This window comes from Arthrobacter subterraneus, from assembly GCF_900099735.1.
In the GTDB taxonomy this organism is placed as follows: Bacteria; Actinomycetota; Actinomycetes; order Actinomycetales; family Micrococcaceae; genus Arthrobacter_D; species Arthrobacter_D subterraneus.
The window spans coordinates 199,117-223,663 of sequence record NZ_FNDT01000003.1 but is presented as its reverse complement, the minus strand read 5'-3'; the positions used below and the strand labels follow the sequence as shown (position 1 = coordinate 223,663).

Sequence of the window (24,547 nt, the reverse complement as noted above, 5' to 3'; positions counted from 1 at the left end):
CCGGTGTTCGCCGGCGCCCATCACCGGCTGTGAGAGCGGCAACCGGTGCTCACCGGCGTCCTGCCGTCGCACTGTTTCAGTGAACCGTGCCGGGTCAAGGGGCGGTGGACAACCGGTCCTAACCGGCGTCCTGCCGCCGCACCATTTCATTGATCCATGCCGGGGCAAAGGGCGATGTGCAGCCCGGGGAGGTCGGATAGTCCCTCAGCACCCCAAGGCGTTCGCCGATCCGGAGCGCGCGCTCACGGTGTTCCGGGTGGTGAATTCCGATCTGGGCCAGGCAGGTGTTCATCGCCCACTGCAGCCGTTCCGGTGCGTCCTTCATTTCTGCTTCGATGATGTCCAGCAGTCCGGCGAGGTCCAGGCCCTCAGCGTGTTTTGCCACGCGGTCGGCCGTCAGTGCCCAGCCCGCGCCTGCGACCACCGGGTCGGCATCTGCAGACCAGAGGACGCGCAGTTCCTCGGTGTGCGGGTTCTTCCGTACCACGTAGTTGATGAGCCAGTCCTGGATCTTGGGTGCACGTGCTGAGCGAAGCATGGTGTCAAGCTCGTCCCGTCCGAAGGACCCGGGGCGGCAGATCAGGATGGCCAGGAGCCTCGCTGCCGTGTCACCGGTTGTCCACAGTTGCTGCGCCAGGTCCTGCTGGGTCTTCAGCCGCTTGGCGAGCGCGCGCAGCCGCGAGAGATTCACGCCGTGGTCGTCGCCGTGCCTGGCATTGACCTCGCGCATTCTCGGGTCTTCGAGCGCGGACAACTCGTCCATCACCTCGGCAACGGTGGTCTGTGTCTGTGCTGGTCCGGCCACGTGCTTCTCCTGTCTTCCCTTGCTGGTTCAGCCTACGACGGACCGGCGGATGCGGCACCTGCGGCCGGTCCTGCGCCAGGAATCGCGGAACCCGCGGCCCGCATCAGGCGTCCGGCGGCCGCGACGGCATGTTCCCGGAGCCCCGGCGGCTCGAGGATCTCGAAGTCGAACCCCAGCGCCACTACGTGCATCAGCGGCCAGTCCAGGGAGTCAGCGCCGAAGCGCATGAGGGTAGCGCCGTCGTCGTCCTCGATTTCTGCGACGTTCGGCGGGACCAGCTGGGCGATGTCGGCCACGGGTGCGGCGACCCGCACGAGGATGTCGTGCCTGTAGGGGGAGCGGGTGATGGACCTCTGCACGTAGGCCGCGAGGTCGTCAGCCGGCAGCGGGCGTCCGGAGAACCTTTCGCGCGGTGCGGGTACGCTGAGGCAGCGGTCCACACGGAAGGTGCGCCAGTCCTGTCTGTCAACGTCCCAGGCCACCAGATACCAGCGGCGCCCGGTGTCCACCAGCCGTACCGGTTCGACGACGCGGCGGGAGGATTCCCCGTCATGGCGCAGATACCTGAACACCACTACCCGCCGATCAGTGATGGCGGCCGAGAGGGCGGTGAGGACTTCCGGATCCACCGGGGTGCTCACAGCGGCCATCCGGGTTACGGCGGAGCGCAGCCCGGAGAACTTCGGACGCAGTCTGCCGGGGAGAACCTGTTCCAGCTTCGTGAGGGCGCGCACGGACGCTTCTCCGAGGCCCGATACGGGGCTGGCTGTGACGGCGCTCAGGCCGATGGCGACGGCGAGTGCCTCCTCATCATCGAGGAGCAGCGGCGGCAGCTGGGCTCCGGCCCCCAGCTGATAGCCGCCGGCGATTCCGGGGGAGGCATGGATGGGGTAGCCGAGGGTGCGGAGTTTGCCGATATCCCTGCGGACGGTGCGCTCAGTGACGGACATCCGTGCGGCGAGGGCAGCTCCCGTCCACTCGCGCCGAAGCTGCAGCAGGGAGAGCAGCTGGAGCAGCCGTGCTGAAGTTTCCAACATGGCACCACGGTACCCAGCAATGCGGACAGTTGTTGTCCTCAAGCTTTCCTACGCTTTTCCTGTACCCGCGCAGGAGGAGGAACCATGGACATTCGCAGGGAACTGACCGATCAGCTCCAGTGGCACTGGGAGAACCAGGCACGCCCACGGCTGGAAGGACTGACGGACGGGGAGTACTTCTGGGAACCGGTCCCCGGCAGCTGGAATATCCGGCCGCGTGGGACCGGTGCGGCGGCGATCCAGGTGGGCCAGGGAGACTACACCATCGATTTCGCCATTCCGGAACCCGATCCCGCTCCGGTGACCACCATCGCGTGGCGGCTCGGCCATATTCTCGTCGGTGTGCTGGGTGGCCGGCTGGCTTCGCACTTCGGCGGTCCCGTGGTCAGCTATGAAACGTATGAGTATCCGGCGAGCGCCCGGGAAGCCCTTGAGCAGCTCGACGGCATGTACGCGGACTGGTCGGGTGCGGTGTCCAGGCTTTCCCTGGAGGAACTGGGGCAGCCGGTGGGACCGGCAGAGGGACCGTTCGCTGAGGCTCCCATGGCGGCGCTGGTCCAGCACATCAACCGGGAAATGATCCATCACCTGGCCGAGGTGGCCCTGTTGCGGGATCTGTGGGCGCACCGCTATGTGCACGGCGGGACGCTGTGAGAGGAGAGGGCCGGAAGTGACAACAGGCGGCCAAAACAGGAATGGTGCCCTCGATAGGATTCGAACCTACGACCTTCTGCTCCGGAGGCAGACGCTCTATCCCCTGAGCTACGAGGGCACGGCCCACTGATAAATATCAGTGACCGAAAGGGACTTATGAAGCTTAGCAGGGAAAAGTTGGCTGAACGAAACGCTGCCGGCGGCGCCCGGAAAAGCGTTAGTACCCCAGGAATGCATCGGTCCGGATCGACTTTCCGCCCGCTTCGCGGATGACGGATGCGGCGCGGGAGAGGTGTGTCGGCGAGCCGGAAACGTAGGGACGCCGCTCCGCCACGTCCGGTATGAGGGAGCGCAGCTCAGCGGCAGTCGGGAACTGAGTGCCGCCATGTGTCCAGCGCTCCGGTAGCGGACCCGGGTCGCCCGGGCAGAAAAGGATCACCCGGAACTGCGCGAGTTCGTCGGTATAGCCAAGTTCGGCCGGCGCCCTGACGACGTAGACAAGAACTGTGTCGCGGCCCTGATCCATAACCTCGGGGGACCTCAACTGGCTGAGGAACGGGGTCACTCCGATACCGCCGGCGAACAGCAGCAGCGGTACCGAGGGATCGGCCGGCAGTACAAAGTCGCCTGCGACCGTGGTCGCATCGACGGAGGATCCGGGACGCAGGTCAAGCAGCGCGGCCTTGAAGGAGCTCGGCGGGTCGGACAGTCGCAGACAAAAGCGGATCTGACCGTCCCGGGACGGAGAGCTGATGCTGAAAATCCGGCGGACCCCGCGGCCGTCCGGGCGGGCGTGGGGGAGCGTGAGTTCCATGTACTGGCCCGGCCTGAAGCGCACCGGTTTCTCGGGAGCGAAGGAGACCTCCACGCTGGTGGGGGTCGGCCGGCGTAAACCGGTGTAGCGGAGGCGGATACGCCGCCGCTGTCCCATGGTGAACGCAACCGCGTTCCCGATCAGGAGCGCAAACTCCGGTCCGAGGAATACTGGACCGATAGAGGGCTGCAGTGCCAGAACAACGGCGACGACGGCGGCAACCAGCAGCTGCTGCCAGCGCCGGGGAGGCAGCGTCAGGGGCTCGGTCAGCATGAAGCCGAGGAGGAACACCAACGGGTAGGACACCAGGACCAGTTGCAGCGCGGCGGCCGGGTCGGTGCCGCCGGCTGCCAGCCGGACCACCAGGATCCCGACGGCCAGGCCAAGGAAGACGGCCCCCATGGGGAGCTTCCGGGTCCGGTACAGGATCACGAGCGTGCAGAGCAGTACAACTGGCAGCATGGCGGGGTTTGCCGCCCACCAGGCTGCTGCACCGAGTCCCAGCAGCGTCACGGCCACCGCCCCGAACGCGGCGGGATTGAAGATATGGCGGCCATGGACGGCAACAAGATACTTGGAAGCAGCCGCAGCCAGACCCGCCAGCGCAATCCCGCCGACCCCAGCTGCATCGTCGGAGGGAAACATCACGAAAAAGAGCAGCAGCCCGGTGATGAACGAGGATTCAGTGTGCGGACGGGTGCGGAACATCATCGCCATCACCCGGGTGCCGCCCCACGAGGTGACAACGGCAGTTGCCAGCGTTGCTCCCAGCTCCGCCGGACTGAATGCCAGCAGGCCCAGCAGGGACAGGACGAACGCGTACGCGGTGAGCACCAGAAGCAGCACCAGCACCAGCCGGTACATCGTGACGCGCCCCAGCAGCGTGTCCAGCCTGGTCAGCGGGTTCAGCCGGTCGGCCATCTAGAACAGCGCTCCTGCCAATGATGATGAATAGAGTGCCTGACCCTCCGAGGAGATGCGGACATAGTCGAAGTCGAACTCGGTCAGCAGAACCTCGGGCGGGGCAAGGAAAAGGGCCGTGGCCAGCGCGTCGGCGACGAGCGCGTCGTCGGCCAGTACCCAGGTAGCAACCACTGTATCGACGCAGTGCCCGGTCGTCGCATCCAGGACATGGTGCAGGCCGTCGGCCCACCGGCGCCTGTTGGACGCGGAGGCGCACAGCGCCCGGTCGCGCAGGTCAACCACGCCGATGGCCGTATCCGGAGCATAGGGGTGTTCGAGCGCTATCCGCAGGGTGTCCGGCCCACAGTGCCGCATGTCCCCGCCGGCATCAACGGTGTGGTGCGGGTGGCCGGCCCGGTGGAGGTACTCCGACACGAGGTCGACAAGCTGTCCCTTGCCTGCGGCGCCCACATCAAGGGTGACCGGCCGCCGGGACCGGATGGTCGTCCCCAGCCACTGGAAGGATTCGTCCCAGGCAGCCGCCGGCATCGGCGGACCCTGCGGTGTGAAGGAGTAGCCGGCGTCGTACCCCAGGTGTTCCAGCGGACCGCCAACCAGCGGAGACATTCCGCCGCGGGTGAGGCGGTGGAGGGTCCGGTAGAGCGTCCCGAGCGCTTCACCGGATGGCGGCAGGTTCACTTCCCCGCCGCCGGAAGCGAGTACCGCGATCCGTGAATCGGACCGGAACCGGGAGTAAACGGCGTCGTAATCCCGGATCACGTCCTCAACGTCATCGCGGATTTCCGGCGGAAGTTCCCCGGGGGTGTCGATCCGCCAGCTCGTGCCGATGGCGTCGAAACTGAACTGTCCGGACCAGCCCGCCGGGCTCACTGTGCGGCTTCGGTCTTGATCTGCTCAATCGCGGTCCTGAAGCCGCCGCTGGTCAGTGAGGATCCGGACACCTTGTCCACGCTGAGGTCATCAAGGGGAGTCCCGACAATCTGCTCCCGGATCCCGCTGCTGAACTTGCCCTGGTAGAGCTCGGTGGTTCCGTTGCTCGGCATCGGCTCGGTCTGCACGTCGCTGACGATGCCGGATTCAAGCGTGACCGTCACCCCGATCGATTCCTCGCCGCCGGGCGTCTGGTAGGAGCCCGTGGCCGAGAACATCCCGTCGGTGTAACCGGCTTCCCCGCCGGCGCCGGACGTGGGCTCGGCTGCGTTGGCCGCATCTCCTCCGGCACCTCCTCCTGCACCGGGCGACGGCGTGGGGCTGGCGGCGCAGGCAGCTGAACCCAGGAGCGAGAGCGCTGCAAGCCCGGTCAGTGCCCAGCGCTGGTGGGGTTTCTTCACGGCGTGGGTCACGAGATCTCCTTGGGTGGGTGGGCCTGCTCCGGTACTAACGCTAATACCGTGGATTCGGTTCGGTGGGGCCTGCCGGATGGGCGGGGCCCAGGACCGGCCCTGATAAGGCGTCCGTCACAGAATCCGGGGGATTAGACCCGCGCCGTTATGCTGGATGGGTGACTCCCGAAGAACTCTCCTCCTCAATCTCCTCATGCCTGAAAGACGCCGTCGCTGCCGGCGAAATCGACGTGGAGCTGCCCTCTGAGGTGCGGGTTGAGCGGCCCAAGAGCCGCGACCACGGTGACTGGGCCACGAACATCGCCCTCCAGCTCTCGAAGAAGGCGGGCATGAACCCCAGGGAGTTCGCCGGAATCCTGAAATCGCGGCTGGAGGGAATCGAGGGCGTTTCCGCGGTGGACATCGCCGGTCCGGGCTTCCTCAACATCCGCCTCGACGCCGCAGCGGCCGGTGAGCTGGCGCGCAGCATCGTGGAGGCAGGACGCACCTACGGCACCAACGCCGCGCTGGCGGGCCATGTCATCAACATGGAGTTCGTGTCCGCGAATCCCACCGGACCCCTGCACCTGGCGCACACGCGGTGGGCCGCAGTCGGTGACTCCATTGCGCGGGTACTCTCCGCAAGCGGAGCCGAGGTCACCAAGGAGTACTACATCAACGATGCCGGTACCCAGATGAACAACTTCGCCGCTTCCGTGCTGGCCTCCATCAAGGGCAGGCCCACACCGGAGGGCGGCTACCCCGGAGAATACATCGCCGACCTCGGCCGCACCGTGCTTGCCGAACGTCCGGACGCCGCCGACCTCCCCGATGAGGACGCGCTCCCGGTGGTCCGCAGCATCGCCTACCGGGCGCAGATGGATGACATCAAGGAAACGCTCGCGGCCTTCGGCGTCCATTTCGACGTCTACTTCTCGGAGGAGGGCCTGCACGCCGCCGGTGCCGTGGAGCAGGCTGTGGACCGGTTGCGCGAACAGGGGCACGTGTACGACGACGGCGGTGCGGTCTGGCTGCGCACCACGGACTTCGGTGATGACAAGGACCGCGTCCTGATCCGCGCGAACGGTGAGCCGACCTACTTTGCTTCGGATGCCGCGTACTACCTGTCCAAGAAGGACCGTGGCTTTCCGGAGAAGATCTACCTGCTGGGCGCTGATCATCACGGGTACATCGGCCGGCTCAAGGCCATTGCCGCCTGCGCCGGTGATGACATGGACGCCAACATCGAGGTGCTGATCGGTCAGATGGTCTCGGTCAACGGCGCCCGCCTGTCCAAGCGTGCCGGCAATATCATCGAGCTCCGTGACCTGCTGGACTGGCTTGGCGCGGATGCCCTGCGCTATTCGCTCGGCCGGTCCCCGGCAGATTCCGCCATGTCCCTGGACCCGGAACTGTTGAAGAAGAACACCAATGAGAACCCGGTGTTCTACGTTCAGTACGCGCATGCCAGGACCTGCGCAGTGGCGCGGAATGCCGCAGCAGCAGGTGTTGACCGGTCCGCGTTCGACGCCGGCGCACTGGACCAGGCCGCGGATGAGGAACTGCTGGCCCACCTCGGTTCCTACCCGGCCGTTGTTGCGCAGGCGGCGAAGTTCCGTGAACCCCACCGTGTTGCGCGCCACCTCGAGGTCATCGCCGGCGCCTACCACCGCTGGTACGACGCCTGCCGGGTCACACCCCTGGGCGATGAACCGGTCACCGACACCAACCGCACGCGGCTGTGGCTCAATGACGCGGTGACCCAGGTCCTCGCCAATGGACTGGACCTGCTTGGCGTGTCCGCGCCGGAACGGATGTAGCGATGCCCGCCTCGCCCCTCGCTCCCGGGTGGCTGTCCTACCCGGAGGACGCCAACACGCTCAACCCCGCCCTCTGGGCCTCGCCCGTCAGCAGGTCCTCCAGCGGCGTGCTGTCCGTGGACGGTGTGCCTGTGACGGAGCTCGCCGAGCGGTTCGGCACGCCCGTCTACGTGGTCTCCGAGAATGATTTCCGTGCCCGTGCGCGGGGTTTCCGGGACGCCTTCAATGCCGCCTTCCGTGATCTGTGCGGGGGAGTGGACGTGTATTACGCGGGCAAGTCATTCCTCTGTTCGGAAGTGGCGCACTGGGTGGCGGAGGAGGGCCTTCGCCTTGACACGTCTTCCGGCGGGGAGCTCGCCGTCGCGGTCCGTGCGGGGCTGAAGGGGCGCCAACTCGCGCTCCACGGCAACAACAAGTCCGACGCCGAGTTGAACCGCGCGCTCGACCTCGAGGTGGGCCGCATTGTGGTCGACAGCCTCGATGAGCTCCAGCGCGTCGGAGCGCTGGCCCAGGCACGCGGCGCAACCGCCAACGTCATGCTCCGGCTGACGCCCGGCGTGCACGCGCACACGCACGAATTCATCGCCACAGCGCATGAGGACCAGAAGTTCGGGCTGTCGCTCGCGCCGTCGTCGTCCGGTGAGGATTCACCGGCCGGACAGGCCGTCGCCGCTGCGCTGGCGCACCCGTGCATCAGGCTGCTGGGGGTTCACAGCCACATCGGTTCGCAGATTTTCGAATCCGCAGGATTCGAGGAAGCGGCGCGCCGGCTCCTCGGGTTCCTGGCGGAGGTCCGGGACCGCCACGGCGTCGCACTGGAGGAACTCGATCTCGGGGGCGGCTACGGCATCGCCTACACGGAAGCGGACGCGCCGCGCCCGCCGGCGGTCATCGCAGAGGCGCTGGCCGCCGTCGTCGGAAACGCCTGCGCCGAGCACGGGCTCCGGGCGCCGCGGATCTCAATCGAACCCGGCCGCGCCATCGTTGGACCGAGCACCTTCACGCTGTACACCGCCGGCACCACCAAAACGGTGCAGGTGGATCTGGACGGCGCCTCCCACCCCCGCCGCTATGTTTCCGTGGACGGCGGCATGAGCGACAACGCGCGTCCGGTGCTGTATGACGCGGACTACTCGGCGGTGCTCGCCTCGCGCACCTCGGTCGGCGAGCCCGTGCTCTCGAGGGTGGTGGGCAAGCACTGCGAAAGCGGCGATATCGTGGTGCGCAGCGTATATCTGCCCGGCGACACCACCAACGGCGACCTCATCGCCGTCCCCGGGACCGGCGCCTACTGCTGGTCACTGGCCAGCAATTACAACTACCTCACCCGTCCGCCCGTCGTCGCGGTCAAGGACGGGCAAGCGCGCCTGATTGTGCGCGGCGAGACCGAAGAAGACCTCCTGGCGCGCGACGTTCTGCGCGGGGAGAACAACGACCGAGCAACTCTGGAAGCAGGAGCCTGATCGATTTGATGAATGCCCCCCACACCACCGAGCCCCAGCCCACACTGCGTGTTGCCCTGCTGGGTTGCGGAAATGTCGGTTCCCAGGTCGCGCGGATCCTCCTGGAGGACGCGGACAACCTGGCCGCCCGTATCGGCGCCCGTCTGGAGCTCACCGGGATCGCGGTGCGCTCGGTCGACGCGCCCCGCGAAGCCGAGCTGCCCCGGGAGCTGTTCACCACCGACGCGGAATCACTGGTTGAGGGCGCGGACATCGTCATCGAGCTGATGGGCGGCATTGAACCGGCCCGGACCCTGATCCTGCGCGCCATCGACCACGGCGCCAGCGTTGTCAGCGGCAACAAGGCGCTCCTGGCACAGGACGGACCCACCCTCTACGAACGTGCGGATGCCGCCCACGTCCAGCTGTCCTATGAAGCTGCGGTGGCCGGCGCCATCCCCATCCTGCGTCCCATCCGCGACAGCCTCTCGGGCGACCGCATCACCCGTGTCCTCGGGATTGTCAACGGAACCACGAACTACATCCTCGACCAGATGGACACCACCGGCGCACAGTTTGCCGATGCCCTCGCCGACGCGCAGCGGCTCGGTTACGCCGAGGCCGATCCGACCGCGGACATCGAGGGATACGACGCCGCCTCGAAGGCCGCCATCCTTGCCTCCCTGTCCTTCCACACCCGCTTTGCGCTGGAAAACGTGCATTGCCAGGGCATCACCTCGGTGACCGCCGAGGACATCGCCTCGGCGAAGGACGCCGGCTACGTCATCAAGCTCCTTGCGATCGCTGAGCTGCTGAAGGATGAAGCGGGCGACGACGGCGTCAGCGTCCGCGTGCACCCCACCCTCCTGCCGCGGGATCACCCCCTTGCAGCGGTGCGCGGTGCCTTCAACGCTGTGTTCGTCGAAGCGGAGAACGCGGGCGAACTTATGTTCTACGGCCAGGGAGCCGGTGGAACACCGACCGCCTCCGCCGTCCTGGGCGACGTGGTGAGCGCCGCCCGCCGCATGGTGCTGGGCGGTCCCGGCCGCACCGAAACCACCACCGGGCACGTGCCTGCGTTGAGCATCGACATGGTCAACACCAGCTACTACATCGGACTTGATGTGGCGGACCAGCCCGGCGTACTCGCGAAAATTGCGCACCTCTTCGCCGAGCACGGAGTCTCCATTGAAACCATGCGGCAGACCATTCACCCGGCAAAGGACGGCGGCGAAGCCAGTGCCGAGCTGCGCATCGTGACGCACAGGGCGGCCGAATCGTCACTTGCCGCCACCGTGAAACATATCCAGGACCTCGACGTCATCAACGCGGTGACCTCTGTCCTCCGAGTAGAGGGAATCTGATGGCACACCAATGGCGCGGAGTTATCCGCGAATACGCTGACCGGTTGCCTGTCACAGAGTCCACCCGGGTGATCACCCTGGGCGAGGGCGGAACCCCGCTGGTGCATGCGCCGGCACTGTCGGAACTCACCGGCTGCAGCGTGTACCTGAAGGTCGAGGGAATGAACCCGACGGGCTCATTCAAGGACCGCGGCATGACCATGGCGATCACCGCGGCAGTCGAAGCGGGGGCGAAGGCCGTGGTGTGCGCGTCCACCGGGAACACCTCGGCCTCCGCTGCGGCCTATGCAACCCAGGCCGGCCTGACCTGTGCCGTGCTGGTGCCGGACGGCAAGATCGCCATGGGCAAGCTCAGCCAGGCCATTGCGCACGGTGCCGAGCTGCTGCAGGTGCACGGTAATTTCGACAACTGCCTCGAGGTTGCCCGCAAGCTGGCCGAGTCCTACCCGGTGTTCCTCGTGAACTCGGTGAACCCGGCGCGGATCGAAGGGCAGAAGACGGCCGCGTTCGAAGTTGTCGACTTCCTCGGTGATGCCCCTGACTACCATCTGTTGCCGGTGGGCAACGCAGGCAACATCACGGCGTACTGGAAGGGCTACAAGGAGTATTCCCAGCCCTACACCTCAGCGACGGCCGGCGAGCTGCCGGCGGTCTCCACCAAGACCCCCACCATGTGGGGTTTCCAGGCTGAGGGTGCATCGCCGCTGGTGAAGGGTTACCCGGTCACGGAACCGGACACCATCGCCACGGCCATCCGGATCGGCAATCCTGCCTCCTGGGACCAGGCAATTGCGGCCCGCGACGAGTCCGGCGGGCTGATTGAGGCCGTCACCGACGAGGAGATCCTCGAGGCACACCGTTGGCTTTCCGCCCGCGAGGGTGTCTTCGTGGAACCCGCCTCGGCGGCCGGTGTGGCCGGGCTGCTCAAGAAGCACGCTGCCGGGGATGTGCCGGAGGGCAAGACCATCGTCATCACGGTGACCGGCCACGGACTCAAGGACCCCCAGTGGGCGCTTAAGGCGGCCGATGGATCGGATGTGGAACCCACCAAGGTGGAGTTCGACGTCGTCAGCGTTGCAGGTGCGCTGGGCCTGGCCGACTCGCACGTGGACCAGCCGGCCGATGCCTAGCGGAGCGCCGGCCATGACAGCAGCGGCAGTGGTGGCTTCCGGGCAGGAAGTGGCTGTGGAAGTGCCGGCAACCAGCGCAAACCTCGGCCCGGGCTTTGACAGCCTTGGGCTGGCGGTGACGCTGTACGATTCCGTGCTGGTCCGCACCACCGACACCGGCACGACGACGGTGAAGGTCACCGGTGAGGGTGAAGCCTCCCTGCCCCGCGATGAAACGCACCTTGTTGCGGCGACGATCCTCGGAACTCTTGAGCGCGCGGGCTACGCCAGTCCCGGCCTTGAGATCGAAACGCGCAACGTTATTCCGCACGGCCGCGGCCTCGGATCATCGGCCGCGGCGATCGTGTCCTCCGTACTGGCTGCCAACGCGCTCCTTCCGGATCCGGCGCGCATGGATGCCCGGGGGGTACTGCAGCTGTGCTCAACTCTTGAGGGTCACCCGGACAATGTGGCTCCGGCGCTGCTCGGGTCGCTGGCGGTGTCCTGGGAAACCGGCCGTGCCTACCAGAGCACGGTTATTCCGGTGCACCCGGACATAGTGCCGGTCGTCGCGATTCCGGCGAGTGAGCTGTCCACTGAGGCAGCGCGTGCGCTGCTGCCGGCCTCGGTGCCCCACAACAGTGCTTCGGCCAATGCCGGACGTGCGGCACTGCTGGTCCATGCCATGCAGTCGGCGCCGGAGTTCCTCCTCGACGGAACCCGGGACCTGCTGCATCAGGACTACCGTGCACAGGCCATGCTGAACAGCGCCTCGCTGATGCGGGCGCTGCGTGCAGAGGGCTTCGCTGCGGTGATCTCGGGCGCAGGCCCTACCGTGATGACCCTCGCGGTAGGGGAGGAACAGGCCGCTGCAGTGATTTCGGCGGCGGAGCGCATCGTCGGCAGCACGGACGACGGCATTGACTGGCGTGTTCTTCGGCTGAACGTTGACACAGAAGGTGCTAAAGTGAAGGTGCACCAACGGTAATAGCTCTCGGTAGTCACTTCCAGATTATGAGGCAATTCCGTATTCAGATGTGCTTCTGTTGATCTGGCCGTCATGTTCTGTGACCGTCGTGAAACTGCCTGTGTGTCAGCAGTGGCTCAATCTCAGGTGTACCTCCCAGAACCTGATGCATACAGCACGTTCTCGCGTGTGACTGGTACGCACCGGGTTAGAGGTCTCCAGCACGCTCGGCCACACCGGAGAGCATCCGGTCAGCACCGAAACCTTAGCTTCCAACTCTTCCGACTTGGCGGCGGGCAAACCAAACCGCGATCCACATCAGAGATGGATCGCCCGACGAGGGGGAAGGAATCCTTCGTGACTCAAACCACTGACCTGCCGACAGGCGTGGATAGCCAAGCCGCCGAGACGAACGGCGCACCAGCTTCCAAGAGTTCCGGACTTGCCGGACTGAAGCTCGCCCAGCTGCAGGCGCTTGCCGGTCAGCTCGGCATTTCCGTGGGCTCCCGTATGCGCAAGGGCGACCTGGTGGCCGCGATCTCGGACCACCAGCGCGGCTCGGCAGTAGCAGACCGCCCCACCGCATCCGCACCGGCCCAGGAGCAGGCTGCGCCTGCCAGGGGCCGCAACGCTTCCGCATCCGCATCCGACTCCGCCGGTGCCACGGAGCAGGAGCAGGCTGCGGAGCCTGCCGAGAGGCCCACCCGCACGCGCAACCGGAACCGGCGTGCCGGAAGCGACGGCGTCGTGAAGACGGAACAGGCCGCTCCGGAGAGCGCCTCCACGGAACCCGCCGCAGCTTCCACTGCTGACACGGAGGGCAGCGCAGCCCAGGAGAACACTGTCTCCGAGGAAGCCGGAACCGAACGCGGACGCCGCAGCCGCGACGGCCGCCGTGGTGGACGCCGCTCGGATTCGGAAACCCAGAGTGCGCCTGCTCCTGAAGCCGACGGCACCGACGCCGGTGCTCCGCAGGGCGGGGACACAGATGGAGCAGACACCCAGGGCGAAGGCCAGTCAGAGCGCCGGAACGACCGCCGGGACCGCAACCGCGACCGCAACGAGCGCCGATCCAACGACGACGCCCGTGGCGACCGCGACAACCGGGGCGACCGCGACAACCGTGGCGACCGGGACAACCGTAGCGACCGCGACAACCGTGGCGACCGCGACAACCGTGGCGACCGGGATAACCGCGGCGACCGGGATAACCGCGGCGACCGGGATAACCGCGACGACGGCAGCGGCCGTAACCGGCGCAACCGCAACCGCAACAACCGCGAGGACGACCGCAACAGCCGCTTCCGCGACCGCAACGAGCGCCGTCGGGGCCGCAACCAGAACCCCGACGTCGACGACGTCGAGGTCACCGAAGATGACGTCCTCCTGCCCGTAGCCGGCATCCTGGACGTCCTCGAGAACTACGCATTCGTGCGCACTTCCGGGTACCTCCCGGGAGCCAATGACGTCTACGTCTCGCTGGCACAGGTCAAGAAGTACGGCCTGCGCAAGGGCGACGCCGTGGTCGGTGCCATCCGTGCACCGCGTGACGGGGAGAACCAGGGCAGCACCCGCCAGAAGTTCAATGCGCTGGTACGCCTGACCTCGATCAACGGCAAGACCCCGGAGGAACTGAAGGACCGCGTCGACTTCGCGAAGCTCGTTCCGCTGTACCCCTCCGAGCGGCTTCGCCTGGAAACCGAGCCCAGGAAGATCGGGCCCCGCGTCATTGACCTCGTGGCGCCGATCGGCAAGGGCCAGCGCGGCCTGATCGTTTCGCCGCCGAAGGCCGGCAAGACCCTGATCCTGCAGGCGATCGCCAACGCCATCACGGTCAACAACCCCGAAGTGCACCTCATGATGGTCCTCGTCGACGAACGTCCCGAGGAAGTCACCGACATGCAGCGCACCGTCAAGGGAGAGGTCATCGCCTCAACCTTCGACCGGCCGGCGGATGACCACACCACCGTTGCCGAACTCTCGATCGAGCGTGCCAAGCGTCTCGTCGAGATGGGAATGGACGTCGTCGTACTTCTGGACTCGATGACCCGCCTCGGACGTGCCTACAACCTTGCCGCTCCGGCGTCGGGCCGCATCCTCTCCGGTGGTGTCGACTCGGCTGCGCTGTACCCGCCGAAGCGCTTCTTCGGAGCAGCGCGCAACATCGAGAACGGCGGCTCGCTGACCATTCTCGCTACCGCGCTGGTCGAGACCGGTTCAAAGATGGACGAGGTGATCTTCGAGGAGTTCAAGGGCACCGGCAACATGGAGCTGCGCCTGTCCCGCAACCTTGCGGACAAGCGCATCTTCCCCGCCGTGGATGTCAACGCATCGGGTACCCGCCGTGAGGAGAACCTTCTCTCTGCGGACGAGGTCAAGATCATGTGGAAGCTCCGCCGGGTCCTGTCCGGGCTTGAGCAGCAGCAGGCACTTGAGCTGCTCACCAACAAGATCCGGGAGACGCAGTCCAACGTCGAGTTCCTCATGCAGGTCCAAAAGACCACACTGGGATCGAAGAGCGACAACGATTAGCTAAGTAGCCGTTCGAGACATGCCGGCCCCGCCCCTGCTGGTGGTGCCAGGCCCGTAAGAGAGACGACGAGGGCCCCGACCTGAGCTTGCGAAGGTTGGGAGTCGTCGAACGCTCCCTGGCCGGCATGTCTCGAGCGGCTTCCGGCGTTAAGCCGCCGTCGCTTCAAAAGTCCGGGGAATTCGCCCTAATCTAGACTGGCTTGAAAGGCCAGAAAGAGGTTGTGTCCGTCATGTTTGAGTCCATACAGGGCCTGCTCGATGAGCATGCTGACCTGCAGGTCCGCCTGTCCGATCCGGCCGTACATACTGACCAGTCACTGGCACGCAAACTTGGCCGGCGCTATGCCGAGCTCAGCGGCATCGTCGAAGCGCACACGCGCTGGAAGGCCCTCCAGGACGACCTCGAGGCGGCCCGCGAAATGTCCGACGACCCCGAGTTCGCCGCCGAGATCCCCGAGCTCGAACAGCAGCTGGCCGCTGCACAGGAACGCCTCCGCCGGCTCCTCATTCCACGCGACCCCAACGACGCCCGCAACGTCATCATCGAGGTCAAGGGCGGCGAAGGCGGCGACGAGGCTGCCCTTTTCGCCGGCGACCTGCTGCGCATGTACACCCGGTACGCCGAATCCCGGGGCTGGAAGACGGAAATCATCTCCGCCAACGAGTCCGACCTCGGCGGCTACAAGGATGTCCAGATGGCCATCAAGGGTTCATCCAACGATCCCGCTGAGGGCGTGTACGCACGCCTGAAGTTCGAGGGCGGTGTCCACCGCGTCCAGCGTGTCCCCGTCACTGAATCGCAGGGCCGTATCCACACCTCGGCTGCCGGAGTGCTGGTGCTGCCGGAGGTCGATGAGCCGGAAGAGGTCGAAATCAGCCAGAATGATCTCAAGATCGACGTCTACCGCTCCTCGGGTCCCGGCGGGCAGTCAGTGAATACTACCGACTCCGCGGTCCGCATCACCCACCTCCCCACCGGCATCGTGGTTGCAATGCAGAACGAGAAGTCGCAGCTGCAGAACCGCGAAGCGGCGATGCGCGTACTCCGGTCACGCATCCTTGCCGCGAAGCAGGAAGAGATCGACGCCGCGAACTCCGATATCCGTAAGTCGCAGGTGCGCACCATGGACCGTTCGGAGCGCATCCGTACCTACAACTTCCCGGAGAACCGGATCGCCGATCACCGGACCGGCTACAAGGCCTACAATCTTGACGCCGTCATGAACGGCGAACTGGAGCCGGTAGTACAGTCAGCCATCGAGCTCGATGAGCAGACCCGGCTCGATGCCATCGGCGACGACGCCTAAGCCCGCCGCACACCATGGACTCGCTGGACGAAGCCCTGCGCGCTGCCGTCTCTACCCTCGCGGACGCCGGCGTACCGAGTCCCCGGGCTGACGCAGAGCTCCTCGCCGCACACCTGTTGGGGGAGAGCGTCGGCAGGGTCCGGGCGCTTGCCCTTGTCGGGGCGGCCGCTCCGGAAGGGTTCGGAGAACTGGTTGCGGAGCGTGCCCGGCGGGTGCCGCTCCAGCACATCACCGGTGTCGCCTACTTCCGCGGATTGGAGCTCGCCGTGGGACCCGGCGTCTTCATTCCCCGTCCCGAGACGGAGACGGTTGCCCAGCTCGCCATCGATGCTGCCCGGCTCATTCCGGGTGCACGGGTTGCCGACCTCGGCACGGGGTCGGGCGCCATTGCAGGCTCAGTCGCGCAGGAAGTGCCGGATGCGCTCGTCTTCGCCGTCGAGCTGAGCGACTTGGCCTTCGCCTGGGCCGAACGCAATCTCACGCCGTTCGGCGTCACCCTGGTCAGGGCGGACTACGCGGAGGCGCTCACCGAACACAATGGAACCTTCGATGTGGTGGTGTCGAATCCTCCCTATATCCCCACCGAGGCTGTGCCCCGTGAGCCCGAGGTGGCTGAGCACGATCCGGACATGGCGCTCTACGGAGGAAGCGCCGATGGTCTGCGCCTCCCGCTCGCGGCCGCGGCTTCTGCCGCACGTCTCCTGAAGCCCGGGGGTTACTTTGTGATGGAACATGCCGAGGTGCAGGCCACAGCGCTCGCGGCAATACTCGGTGCAGACCCCTCCTGGACAACGGTCCTCACCCACCAGGACCTTTCCGGCCGCGACCGTGCGACGTCGGCCACGCGAACCGATATGCCGTTGGACGGCAGGAAGTGAAAGGATGGCTGGCGTGAGTGCCATGTTTGACTGTTCCGATCCGACCGAGCGCAGTGAAGGGCTGGCGCGCGCCCAGCGCGCGCTCGCTTCACAGCAGTGCGTGGTGATTCCCACCGACACGGTGTACGGGATCGCTGCCGACGCTTTCGCTCCGCAGGCTGTTGCCGCGCTGCTGGCAGCCAAGGGCAGGGGACGCAGCATGCCGCCTCCGGTTCTTATTCCGCGTGTGCAGACCCTGGACGGCCTCGCCGTGAACGTCAGCCTTGAGGCGCGCCGCCTCGCCGAGGAATTCTGGCCCGGGGGCCTGACCCTCATCTGCCACGCCCAACCCTCGCTCAGCTGGGACCTCGGCGACACCTTCGGAACCGTGGCACTGCGCATGCCGGACGACCGCGTCGCGCTGGACCTGCTCATCCTGACCGGTCCTCTTGCGGTTTCCTCGGCGAACCGCACGGGGCAGCCGGCGGCGGCCACTGCAGCCGAGGCGTATGAGCAGCTGGGCGACGCCGTCGAGGTCTATCTTGAGGACGGGCCGCGCTCTGCCGACGCAGGCGCCTCAACCATCGTGGATACCACCGGCGACCTGCCGATCGTGGTCCGGGAAGGAGTGATCTCCTTCGAGGAACTGCGTGCTGTGGTCCCCGGGGTGGTTCTGGGGACCGGCACTGAGGCGACTGATGCCCCGGCAGGGAACCCTGCCACCGGAAGCCCGGCCACCGGGGACCCGGAGGACATTACTCCTGCCCGGAACCCCTCGGCTGGCGCCGGCCGCGCCGACGGGCACCTGCCTCCTCAAGGATCGAACTGACCCTCGACGGCAGGACGACGCCTTCTTCAGCCGTCCAACCGGCCACCTGATCCTGGCCGAACCACATCAGTTCGACGCGCCTGACGGACCCGTGCAGGCGCTCCCCGAGAAGGGCTGACACGGTGTACCCGGTACGCAGGACGACGCGGCACAGGGAGCGGGGGAGAACCAGGGGCGTGCCGCCGGTTGCCTCCAGCACCGTCCGCACGGTCATACCCTCCCAGGGCTGGAGCACAATCTGCGGCAGCTGACCCTCATGGGATCCCACCGTCCGCACCAGTTCTGCCAGCGCATCGACGGACGCCACCGGACTGGGCGCTGTGCCGGGGGAGGCGACCGAGGCAAGGGGCGAGGCTGCGAAGCGGGCGAGTGCCGCCGTCGTCGGCCGCTCAATGCCTTGGACCGAAGTGGCACGGACCGAGATGATCTCAGGTCCGCCCGGCGGAATCATCCGCAGCGCCCGCTCTCCGAGGGCCTTGCTGCGCGAGTACGGCGAGAAGGGAGCGGTGTCCGGCGACTCGTCGAGAACCGGGCGGTGTCCCTGCACAGCCGCGCTGCTGAGGTGAACAAACCGCGGAACGCCTGCCGTGGCGCACGCCCGGGCAATCAGCACCGGAAGCAGCGCGTTGGCACCGGTGAGCTGGAGGGATTCCGGGCTGCGGGGAGCGGCGGCGCCTGCCGCGTTGACCACCACCGCGCTGCCAGCCAGTTCGCGGGCCAGCAGATCGACGACGGCGCCCTGCCGGTCGGCGTCGGCGAGCAGTTCCAGCGGCGTCCGCGCCGCAGAGGCCACGCGCGGGGCGCGGACCGGCAGCGCTTCCTCGCCCGCTCCGGCGAGCGTCTTCAGCACAGCGCCGCCGACAAAGCCGCTGCCTCCGATCACTGACCACCTCATGAGGCCGCGTCCGTCGGACGGGGGGCCAGCGTGGGCATCGGTGACCAGTCCGGATCCCGCAGGATGAAGCGGGATTCCCGCCAGCCGTTCCACAGCGGCTTCACGCCGGACAGCGTATGCTCAACGGCGGCCAGCCTGAGGATTTCCTTCGCCGCCGTCAGCGCGGTGCCGAGAGCAAATCCTGCGCGGCTGAACTTTCCGTATTCCATGAGATACCTCGCCAGGTGGCCGCGGTTCCGCATCCCGCAGTAGCGGCCCAGGTTGCTTGAGTCGTTCAGGTGACGCAGGCCAAGATCGATCTGTTTCTGCGGCCGGGCCTTCCGCAGCACGAACGCATCGATGTACACCACTGGCTCCCGCTGCGAGATGAGCCAGCCGTACGTGGTGTCATCCCCATTGATGAAGAAGCGTGGATCCGGCAGCCCGACCTCGCGGACCACGTCGGCGTGCAGCATCACTCCCTCGAAGCACGCCACGTTGGTACGGAAGACCGGCGCGTGGGCGAATACATTGCCGGGAACGGGAAAGTGCACGCCGAGGAAATCATTGAACCTGTGCTGCCAGAAGAACGGCTCACCGGTATGGTCCAGGCGCCGGCCGTGCAGGCAGCGGTACTTCCCGAGCCACGGAGCGAAGGCGGCGAGTGCGCCGGGCAGGATTTCGACGTCGTCGTCCATCAGCCAAAGCCAGGTGGCGCCCTGGGCGAGGGCACGCTCCACACCAGCGGAAAAACCGCCGGAACCGCCGACGTTTGCGGGGAGCCGGTGTACGGTCAACGGAACCGGCAGCGAGGAGGCGGCGGCCTCCAGCACCTCTGCGGTGGAGTCGGTGCTTGCGTTGTCAACGACGACGACGGCGGCAGGAGCGGGATCGAGGCGGCCCAGCGACTCGAGCAGGCGGCTTAGATAGCCGGCCCGGTTGAAAGTGGTCACCACCACGGTGACCGGCGGAAGGGCGGTCACCGGGTCAGAACCCGAAGTCCGAGGGCGGACCGAAGCTTCGCCCGCGCACCCCCGCCAGGTAGGCCCGGGCCCAGGATGTGAGTCCGCGGACGTCGCCGCGCCGCAGGTAGTACACCGGGTAGCCCACCACATCGGCGACCAGCGACCGCACCCGGAGATACCGGCGGGTGAGGTGCCCGCGGTTCCGGAAGAAGTAGAAGCGCTTGAACTCTGTCTCGGGAACCAGGACGTGGAGCCTGTCGCCCAGTACCTGCTGGACTTCGGCCCATCCCGGAGGATGGCTGAGGGCAACGGTCGTGACCGTGCCGAAGGCGATCCCGGCACGGCGCAGACGCAGCATGAAGTCGGTCTCATCGCCCCGGATGAACAGGCGCAGGTCCGGAAGCCCGACGCGGAAGAAGACATCGGAGCGGATCAGGGCGCCATTGAAGAACTGCGCCGTGCCCGGGATGAAGCCGAGCTTTTCCACCTGAGCGCGGTCATGGGTGGTTCGCCCCTCAACCCGGAAGGGAAAGGACAGCCGGGACGAGTCGGTCGGCGCTACGATCAGCGGGACGACGACGTCGAGGTTGCGGCTGCGGGCGGCCGCCAGCAGGCTGCTGAGCACGCCCGTGTCTTCCGGGTGCGCGTCGTCGTCCATGATCCAGATCCACTCGGCGCCGCTGGCCATCGCGGAAAGAATGGCGAGGGAGAATCCGCCGGCGCCGCCGAGGTTGGTGGCAGAACGGATGTAGTTGACGGGAGCATCCGAGCCCGCTGCCAGGGCGGCAACGTCCTGGGTGCCGGAGTCGACGAGGGCCACCGAGGCGATGGAATGATCCTGTCGCGAGAGAGCTTCGAGGAGTGTCTGTACGTCATCCGGCCTGTCGAAAGTCACTGCCGCTACAGCCACGGTTTCCTGCAAAACGGTCCTTTCGGCCAGCCTGCGCGGCGCGTGGGAACTCGGTGAGGTGGTCACGGAGAGCGCGCATCACTCGGGCTAGTATTCTCGGGTAGGGAAAGTCTATTACACGGCCCAGGCGGTCACTTCGCCCAGGATCCGACGGTGGCGTGACCGCGCTACAGGCTCCATCCAAAGGAATCATGACACAGACGGACAACCAGAATTCCGCGGCTCGCGTGAATCGGGACGGCTCCGCCGGCAAGACGGAGAAGCCGGCACTGTGGCTGTGGTCCCAGTACGCTTTCGATTCCCTCGCCTGGATTGTGGCAGTCTTCCTGGCAGTTATCCTGCGCCTGGAGCTGCTGGTGAACCAGATCAACGTTCCGGGCGTGGTGATCTTCTGCGCGGTAGCCGTGGTGTCCCAGCTCATTGTGGGCATAAGCTTCGCCCTCTATCGGGGACGCTATGCATTCGGCAGCTTCCACGAGGCAAGGCTGCTCGTCATCGTCACGGTGATCGTCTCGGTCATCCTGCTGCTGGTGAGCATTGCCTTCATCAGCGTTATCCAGATCCCGCGAAGCGTGGCAATCATTGCCTTCCCGTTTGCGTGCATCTTCATGGCGTCCACGCGGTATCTGAAACGGATGTACGTGGAGAGCAAGGCCAAGCCGGGCGACGACGCCCAGCGCACGCTCATCTATGGGGCCGGTTTCCTCGGCAAATCGCTTGTCACCCGGATGATGCAGGACCGCGACTCGCCCTACTTCCCGGTGGGGCTGATCGACGATGATCCGGCCAAGAAACACCTGCGGCTGGCCACGGTTCCGGTGCTGGGCAGGCTGGAGGACCTACCCGAAATCGCCCGGCGGACGCGGGCCACCGCCCTTGTCATTGCGTTCTCGGATGTCGAAGCAGCCCAGGTGCGGCGCGTCTCGGACCTGGTGGACGGGCTCGGCATCCGTGTCCTGGTGCTCCCGCCGCTGCGCGACATGCTGGCAGGCGGAGAGAAGGGGCTGGCTGATTTTCGGGACGTTGCGGTCGAAGACCTTATCGGCCGGCGCCCTGTGGACATCCGCGCGGATGAAGTAGCCGGCTACATCGCCGGGCGCCGCGTGCTGGTGACCGGTGCAGGCGGATCCATCGGATCCGAACTTTGCAGGCAGATCGCCGAATTCCGGCCCGCCGAACTCATCATGCTCGACCGCGACGAAACCGGGCTGCAGACAACCCAGATCTCCCTCACCGGCAGGGGACTGCTCACGGGAAGGGATACGGTCCTGGCGGACATCCGGGACGCGGACACGCTGCGCGACATTTTTCTCGACCGGGCTCCCGAGGTGGTGTTCCACGCCGCGGCGCTCAAACACGTTTCCCTGCTCGAGCAGTACCCCGAGGAAGCCTGGAAGACCAACGTGCTCGGCACCCTCAACGTCCTGCGGGCCGCTGAAGCGGCCGGAGTCAGCAATTTCGTGAATATTTCCACCGACAAGGCCGCCAACCCCACCAGCGTCCTCGGTCACTCGAAGCGGGTTGCCGAAAAGCTGACCGCCTGGACTGCCGGTGCCGAAGGCAGGAAATATGTTTCCGTCCGGTTCGGGAACGTGATCGGCAGTCGAGGATCCATGCTCCCGCTCTTCACCGAACAGATCCGCGTGGGCGGGCCGATCACCGTCACCGATCCGGAGGTCACCCGTTTCTTCATGACCATCCCGGAAGCCTGCCAGCTGGTTATTCAGGCAGGGGCGATCGGCAGGGGAGGAGAGGTCCTGATCCTGGATATGGGTGAGCCGGTCAAGATCCTCGATGTCGCCCGCCGCATGATTGCCATGTCAGGGAAGGACATCGACATCGTCTTTACCGGTCTGCGCAAGGGCGAGAAACTGCACGAGGACCTGGTGGGAATCGACGAGGATGACGCACGCCCCCTCCATCCCAAGATTTCGCACACGCGGGTCACCGCGCTGGATCCGGCGGTGCTGAACCTGCGCGACTGGAAAGTGAAGGGCGGTATCGAGGTGTACTCCGAGAACGTTCCGCCGGCCGAAAAGGGGGCATGAGCATGCTGCTCTGGACCGTGGTCGGTACCTCCCTGCTGCTCAGCCTGGTGCTGCCATTCGTCCTGAAGCCCATCCTGCACAGGCTCGGTGTACTGGATATCCCCAACGAACGGTCATCCCATCATTCTGTGGTGATCCGCGGGGTGGGCATCACGGTGGCGGTGGGAATCGTCGTCGGGCTTGCACTGTCCGTGCTGACGGGCCTGGTTCCGGTTGACCGGTCGGTGGTGCTCATTGTCCTGTTCATGCTTTCCGCCGCCGCCCTGCTCGGCTGGATCGAGGACTACCGGGGAGTGTCCATCAGGTCCCGGGCGCTGATCCAGCTGATGATCGGAGCGGTAGGGACTCTGGCACTTGCCTGGACCATCGAACAGTCGTACTGGTGGGTTCCCGTTGGGGCACTTGCAGTCGCTGCCTACATCAACGCCGCCAACTTCATGGACGGCATCAACGGTATTTCAGGGCTGCACGGAGTCCTGGTAGGCATCTTCTACTCCGTGGCAGGCACCATGGTGGGCCAGTTCTGGCTGACCGTTGCGGGCCTCGTCGTAGCGGCGGCGTTTGCCGGGTTCCTGCCCTGGAACCTCGGGCGGGGATTCGTTTTCCTGGGCGACGTCGGCAGCTACCTGCTCGGCGCTTCCATCGCCGGAATGGCGGTTGCCGGTCTGCTGGCCGGCGTGTACCTCGAATACCTGTTCTCCCCGGTACTGATCTACCTGGCCGACACCTTCCTCACCTTCCTCCGGCGGGTCCGCGCGGGCAAGCGCTGGTATGCATCCCACCGTGAGCATGTCTATCAGCGACTCACCGATGTCGGTCTGACCCACCTCCAGTCCGCGCTTGTGGTGACGGTCTGTTCCGCCTTGGTTGGAGTGGCAGGATTCATCCTCGCTACCGCTCCGCCGCCGCTCGCCATCGCCTGCTCCCTGTTTGCGGCCGCCGTCGTCGCCCTCTATATCTACTCGCCGGTGATCCTGGCACGGCTCCGACGGTCGGCTTCAGCCGATCGTTAACCTGAGCAACTACAGGAGGGTGCGATTTCTATCTGTTGTAGAATTTCAGGAGTAGCCAGGCAGCTTCCGCCGGCGCCACCCACCTGTGATGGACGGAAATCCCATGATCTCACCTGACGCCTCGCGCGCCCGTGGCTCCGGTGTTTCCGCCTCCGGGCCCACCCCATCGCTCTGGCTGCACATCCTGCTGCGCTGCGTCGCCGGAACGGGCGCGGCCCTGATAGTGGCAGCCGCCGTCGCGTTCATGCTGCATGGAAGCGGTGCCGCCGCAAGTGCCGCTTTCGGTTATGCGGTCGTGGCGCTTTTCTTCGGGGTCAGTCTGCTGATCGGCCACTTTGTGGGCCGTTCCAACCCAAGCGGAGCGTTGGGGATCTTCGTCGTCACCTACGCGATCAAAGTGGTCGGCTTCGCGGCTGTCCTCTTTTTTGTCGGTGCACCGCAGTGGCTCGATCGCACCTGGTTCTTCGGGTCTGCAGTCGGGGCGGTGGTGCTGTGGCAGATCATCGAGGTTGCCGTGTTCGCCAGGGCGCGCCACCAGCTCTATCACGACGACGACGGGGCGCCGCTCTCCGGCCAGCGGGCGGTTGACGGACATGCCTGAAAACGTTCCGGGAACCGGTGGGGAAGTGCCCGGCAAGCCGTCGGACCGCGATCCCCGCGGAAGGTATGGCGAAGCCGGCTACAACGATGGAATCGCTGTTTTCAGCTACATCGTTGGCGGGATCATCGTCTGGAGTTTGATAGGCTGGGGGCTGGACAATCTCCTGGGAATGCGTTGGCTCGTGCTCGCCGGAGGCCTCTTGGGTGCAGTGGGCGGTTTCTATCTCTCCTACAAGCACAACCTCACCCGTTCCAGCTCCACCGGTGCCGGCCCAGTGCCGGAACGCAAGCACGGTCCGGAGGAAGGTTCCCAGAGCAATGTCGAATAACTTCATTTGTCGGAGCAGTAATGCT

General features: G+C 66.1%; 22 protein-coding genes and 1 tRNA gene. 14 read left to right on the top strand and 9 right to left on the bottom strand.

The window, feature by feature from the left end; translation table 11 throughout:
• Window positions 1–118: 118 nt before the first annotated feature.
• Together BLS52_RS05925 and BLS52_RS05920 are read right to left on the bottom strand one after the other, a co-directional pair.
• Entirely contained in the window at window positions 119–763 is a 645-nt protein-coding gene (locus BLS52_RS05925; RefSeq protein WP_173400925.1) for a DNA alkylation repair protein, read from the bottom strand.
• Window positions 764–837: 74 nt separating this feature from the next.
• The gene (locus tag BLS52_RS05920; protein ID WP_090585101.1) at window positions 838–1,842 is read right to left on the bottom strand and encodes a helix-turn-helix transcriptional regulator; all 1,005 of its coding nucleotides are present in this window, start codon (window positions 1,840–1,842) and stop codon (window positions 838–840) included.
• A gap of 84 nt (window positions 1,843–1,926) precedes the next feature.
• Here BLS52_RS05920 and BLS52_RS05915 point away from each other — a divergent pair, with 84 nt between their 5' ends.
• Window positions 1,927–2,496, top strand: a complete 570-nt coding sequence (locus tag BLS52_RS05915; protein ID WP_090585098.1) for a DinB family protein — start codon at window positions 1,927–1,929, stop codon at window positions 2,494–2,496.
• Between the two features lie 42 nt (window positions 2,497–2,538).
• Here the strand turns inward: BLS52_RS05915 and BLS52_RS05910 are convergent.
• The 4 genes from BLS52_RS05910 to BLS52_RS05895 form a co-directional block, all read right to left on the bottom strand.
• Window positions 2,539–2,614, bottom strand: a tRNA-Arg gene (locus BLS52_RS05910).
• A 99-nt stretch (window positions 2,615–2,713) separates the two neighbouring features.
• Entirely contained in the window at window positions 2,714–4,231 is a 1,518-nt protein-coding gene (locus BLS52_RS05905) for a ferredoxin--NADP reductase (protein WP_090585096.1), read from the bottom strand.
• Window positions 4,232–5,104, bottom strand: a complete 873-nt coding sequence (locus BLS52_RS05900) for an FAD:protein FMN transferase (RefSeq protein ID WP_026545891.1) — start codon at window positions 5,102–5,104, stop codon at window positions 4,232–4,234. It abuts the gene before it with no gap.
• Window positions 5,101–5,577: an FMN-binding protein gene (locus tag BLS52_RS05895; RefSeq protein WP_245702709.1), complete on the bottom strand. Its 477-nt coding sequence runs from the start codon at window positions 5,575–5,577 to the stop codon at window positions 5,101–5,103. Before BLS52_RS05895 ends, BLS52_RS05900 begins: the two co-directional genes overlap by 4 nt.
• A 158-nt stretch (window positions 5,578–5,735) precedes the next feature.
• Here BLS52_RS05895 and argS point away from each other — a divergent pair, with 158 nt between their 5' ends.
• From argS to BLS52_RS05850, 9 genes are all read left to right on the top strand, one after another.
• On the top strand, window positions 5,736–7,376 hold the full coding sequence (argS, locus tag BLS52_RS05890) for an arginine--tRNA ligase (protein ID WP_026545889.1): 1,641 nt from the start codon (window positions 5,736–5,738) through the stop codon (window positions 7,374–7,376).
• A gap of 2 nt (window positions 7,377–7,378) precedes the next feature.
• On the top strand, window positions 7,379–8,839 hold the full coding sequence (lysA, locus tag BLS52_RS05885; protein ID WP_051470830.1) for a diaminopimelate decarboxylase: 1,461 nt from the start codon (window positions 7,379–7,381) through the stop codon (window positions 8,837–8,839).
• 8 nt (window positions 8,840–8,847) lie between these two features.
• Complete coding sequence (locus tag BLS52_RS05880) at window positions 8,848–10,182, top strand: homoserine dehydrogenase (RefSeq protein WP_035779434.1); 1,335 nt, start codon at window positions 8,848–8,850, stop codon at window positions 10,180–10,182.
• The gene (thrC, locus tag BLS52_RS05875; protein WP_026545887.1) at window positions 10,182–11,312 is read left to right on the top strand and encodes a threonine synthase; all 1,131 of its coding nucleotides are present in this window, start codon (window positions 10,182–10,184) and stop codon (window positions 11,310–11,312) included. Before BLS52_RS05880 ends, thrC begins: the two co-directional genes overlap by 1 nt.
• Window positions 11,305–12,279 carry a homoserine kinase gene (thrB, locus tag BLS52_RS05870; RefSeq protein WP_026545886.1) on the top strand — a complete coding sequence of 325 codons (975 nt, stop codon included), beginning with the start codon at window positions 11,305–11,307 and terminating at the stop codon, window positions 12,277–12,279. The genes thrC and thrB overlap by 8 nt, the downstream gene beginning before the upstream one ends.
• Before the next feature lie 336 nt (window positions 12,280–12,615).
• Window positions 12,616–14,790 carry a transcription termination factor Rho gene (gene rho / locus BLS52_RS05865; protein WP_090585094.1) on the top strand — a complete coding sequence of 725 codons (2,175 nt, stop codon included), beginning with the start codon at window positions 12,616–12,618 and terminating at the stop codon, window positions 14,788–14,790.
• Between the two features lie 230 nt (window positions 14,791–15,020).
• Window positions 15,021–16,097 (top strand): peptide chain release factor 1, encoded by a 1,077-nt coding sequence (gene prfA / locus BLS52_RS05860; protein ID WP_026545884.1) that lies wholly within the window; start codon window positions 15,021–15,023, stop codon window positions 16,095–16,097.
• Between the two features lie 14 nt (window positions 16,098–16,111).
• Entirely contained in the window at window positions 16,112–16,975 is an 864-nt protein-coding gene (gene prmC / locus BLS52_RS05855; protein ID WP_090585092.1) for a peptide chain release factor N(5)-glutamine methyltransferase, read from the top strand.
• A gap of 13 nt (window positions 16,976–16,988) precedes the next feature.
• Complete coding sequence (locus BLS52_RS05850) at window positions 16,989–17,783, top strand: L-threonylcarbamoyladenylate synthase (RefSeq protein ID WP_090585209.1); 795 nt, start codon at window positions 16,989–16,991, stop codon at window positions 17,781–17,783.
• Here BLS52_RS05850 and BLS52_RS05845 read toward each other — a convergent pair.
• From BLS52_RS05845 to BLS52_RS05835, 3 genes are read right to left on the bottom strand one after another with little or no spacing between them, the layout of a single operon-like run.
• Window positions 17,710–18,678 (bottom strand): NAD-dependent epimerase/dehydratase family protein, encoded by a 969-nt coding sequence (locus tag BLS52_RS05845; RefSeq protein WP_090585090.1) that lies wholly within the window; start codon window positions 18,676–18,678, stop codon window positions 17,710–17,712. The two genes, BLS52_RS05850 and BLS52_RS05845, sit on opposite strands and share 74 nt — an antisense overlap.
• A complete protein-coding gene (locus BLS52_RS05840) occupies window positions 18,675–19,640 on the bottom strand; it encodes a glycosyltransferase (RefSeq protein ID WP_090585088.1) in 966 nt (321 codons plus the stop codon). Before BLS52_RS05840 ends, BLS52_RS05845 begins: the two co-directional genes overlap by 4 nt.
• Before the next feature lie 4 nt (window positions 19,641–19,644).
• On the bottom strand, window positions 19,645–20,544 hold the full coding sequence (locus BLS52_RS05835; protein WP_090585087.1) for a glycosyltransferase: 900 nt from the start codon (window positions 20,542–20,544) through the stop codon (window positions 19,645–19,647).
• A 179-nt stretch (window positions 20,545–20,723) separates the two neighbouring features.
• Between BLS52_RS05835 and BLS52_RS05830 the strand changes: the two genes are divergently transcribed.
• From BLS52_RS05830 to BLS52_RS05815, 4 genes are all read left to right on the top strand, one after another.
• Window positions 20,724–22,580 (top strand): polysaccharide biosynthesis protein, encoded by a 1,857-nt coding sequence (locus BLS52_RS05830; protein WP_090585085.1) that lies wholly within the window; start codon window positions 20,724–20,726, stop codon window positions 22,578–22,580.
• The gene (locus BLS52_RS05825) at window positions 22,577–23,593 is read left to right on the top strand and encodes an MraY family glycosyltransferase (protein WP_245702707.1); all 1,017 of its coding nucleotides are present in this window, start codon (window positions 22,577–22,579) and stop codon (window positions 23,591–23,593) included. The genes BLS52_RS05830 and BLS52_RS05825 overlap by 4 nt, the downstream gene beginning before the upstream one ends.
• Window positions 23,594–23,696: 103 nt before the next feature.
• Window positions 23,697–24,194: a hypothetical protein gene (locus BLS52_RS05820; RefSeq protein WP_090585081.1), complete on the top strand. Its 498-nt coding sequence runs from the start codon at window positions 23,697–23,699 to the stop codon at window positions 24,192–24,194.
• The gene (locus BLS52_RS05815; protein WP_245702706.1) at window positions 24,187–24,522 is read left to right on the top strand and encodes a hypothetical protein; all 336 of its coding nucleotides are present in this window, start codon (window positions 24,187–24,189) and stop codon (window positions 24,520–24,522) included. Before BLS52_RS05820 ends, BLS52_RS05815 begins: the two co-directional genes overlap by 8 nt.
• Window positions 24,523–24,547 lie beyond the last annotated feature (25 nt).

Bases quoted from the DNA above. Each gene is read 5' to 3' on its own strand.
- BLS52_RS05925 (WP_173400925.1), bottom strand. From the start codon at position 763: ATGGACGAGTTGTCCGCGCTCGAAGACCCGAGAATGCGCGAGGTCAAT.
- BLS52_RS05920 (WP_090585101.1), bottom strand. From the start codon at position 1,842: ATGTTGGAAACTTCAGCACGGCTGCTCCAGCTGCTCTCCCTGCTGCAG.
- BLS52_RS05915 (WP_090585098.1), top strand. From the start codon at position 1,927: ATGGACATTCGCAGGGAACTGACCGATCAGCTCCAGTGGCACTGGGAG.
- BLS52_RS05905 (WP_090585096.1), bottom strand. From the start codon at position 4,231: ATGGCCGACCGGCTGAACCCGCTGACCAGGCTGGACACGCTGCTGGGG.
- lysA (WP_051470830.1), top strand. From the start codon at position 7,379: ATGCCCGCCTCGCCCCTCGCTCCCGGGTGGCTGTCCTACCCGGAGGAC.
- BLS52_RS05880 (WP_035779434.1), top strand. From the start codon at position 8,848: ATGAATGCCCCCCACACCACCGAGCCCCAGCCCACACTGCGTGTTGCC.
- thrC (WP_026545887.1), top strand. From the start codon at position 10,182: ATGGCACACCAATGGCGCGGAGTTATCCGCGAATACGCTGACCGGTTG.
- thrB (WP_026545886.1), top strand. From the start codon at position 11,305: ATGCCTAGCGGAGCGCCGGCCATGACAGCAGCGGCAGTGGTGGCTTCC.
- prfA (WP_026545884.1), top strand. From the start codon at position 15,021: ATGTTTGAGTCCATACAGGGCCTGCTCGATGAGCATGCTGACCTGCAG.
- prmC (WP_090585092.1), top strand. From the start codon at position 16,112: ATGGACTCGCTGGACGAAGCCCTGCGCGCTGCCGTCTCTACCCTCGCG.
- BLS52_RS05845 (WP_090585090.1), bottom strand. From the start codon at position 18,678: ATGAGGTGGTCAGTGATCGGAGGCAGCGGCTTTGTCGGCGGCGCTGTG.
- BLS52_RS05830 (WP_090585085.1), top strand. From the start codon at position 20,724: ATGACACAGACGGACAACCAGAATTCCGCGGCTCGCGTGAATCGGGAC.
- BLS52_RS05825 (WP_245702707.1), top strand. From the start codon at position 22,577: ATGAGCATGCTGCTCTGGACCGTGGTCGGTACCTCCCTGCTGCTCAGC.
- BLS52_RS05820 (WP_090585081.1), top strand. From the start codon at position 23,697: ATGATCTCACCTGACGCCTCGCGCGCCCGTGGCTCCGGTGTTTCCGCC.
- BLS52_RS05815 (WP_245702706.1), top strand. From the start codon at position 24,187: ATGCCTGAAAACGTTCCGGGAACCGGTGGGGAAGTGCCCGGCAAGCCG.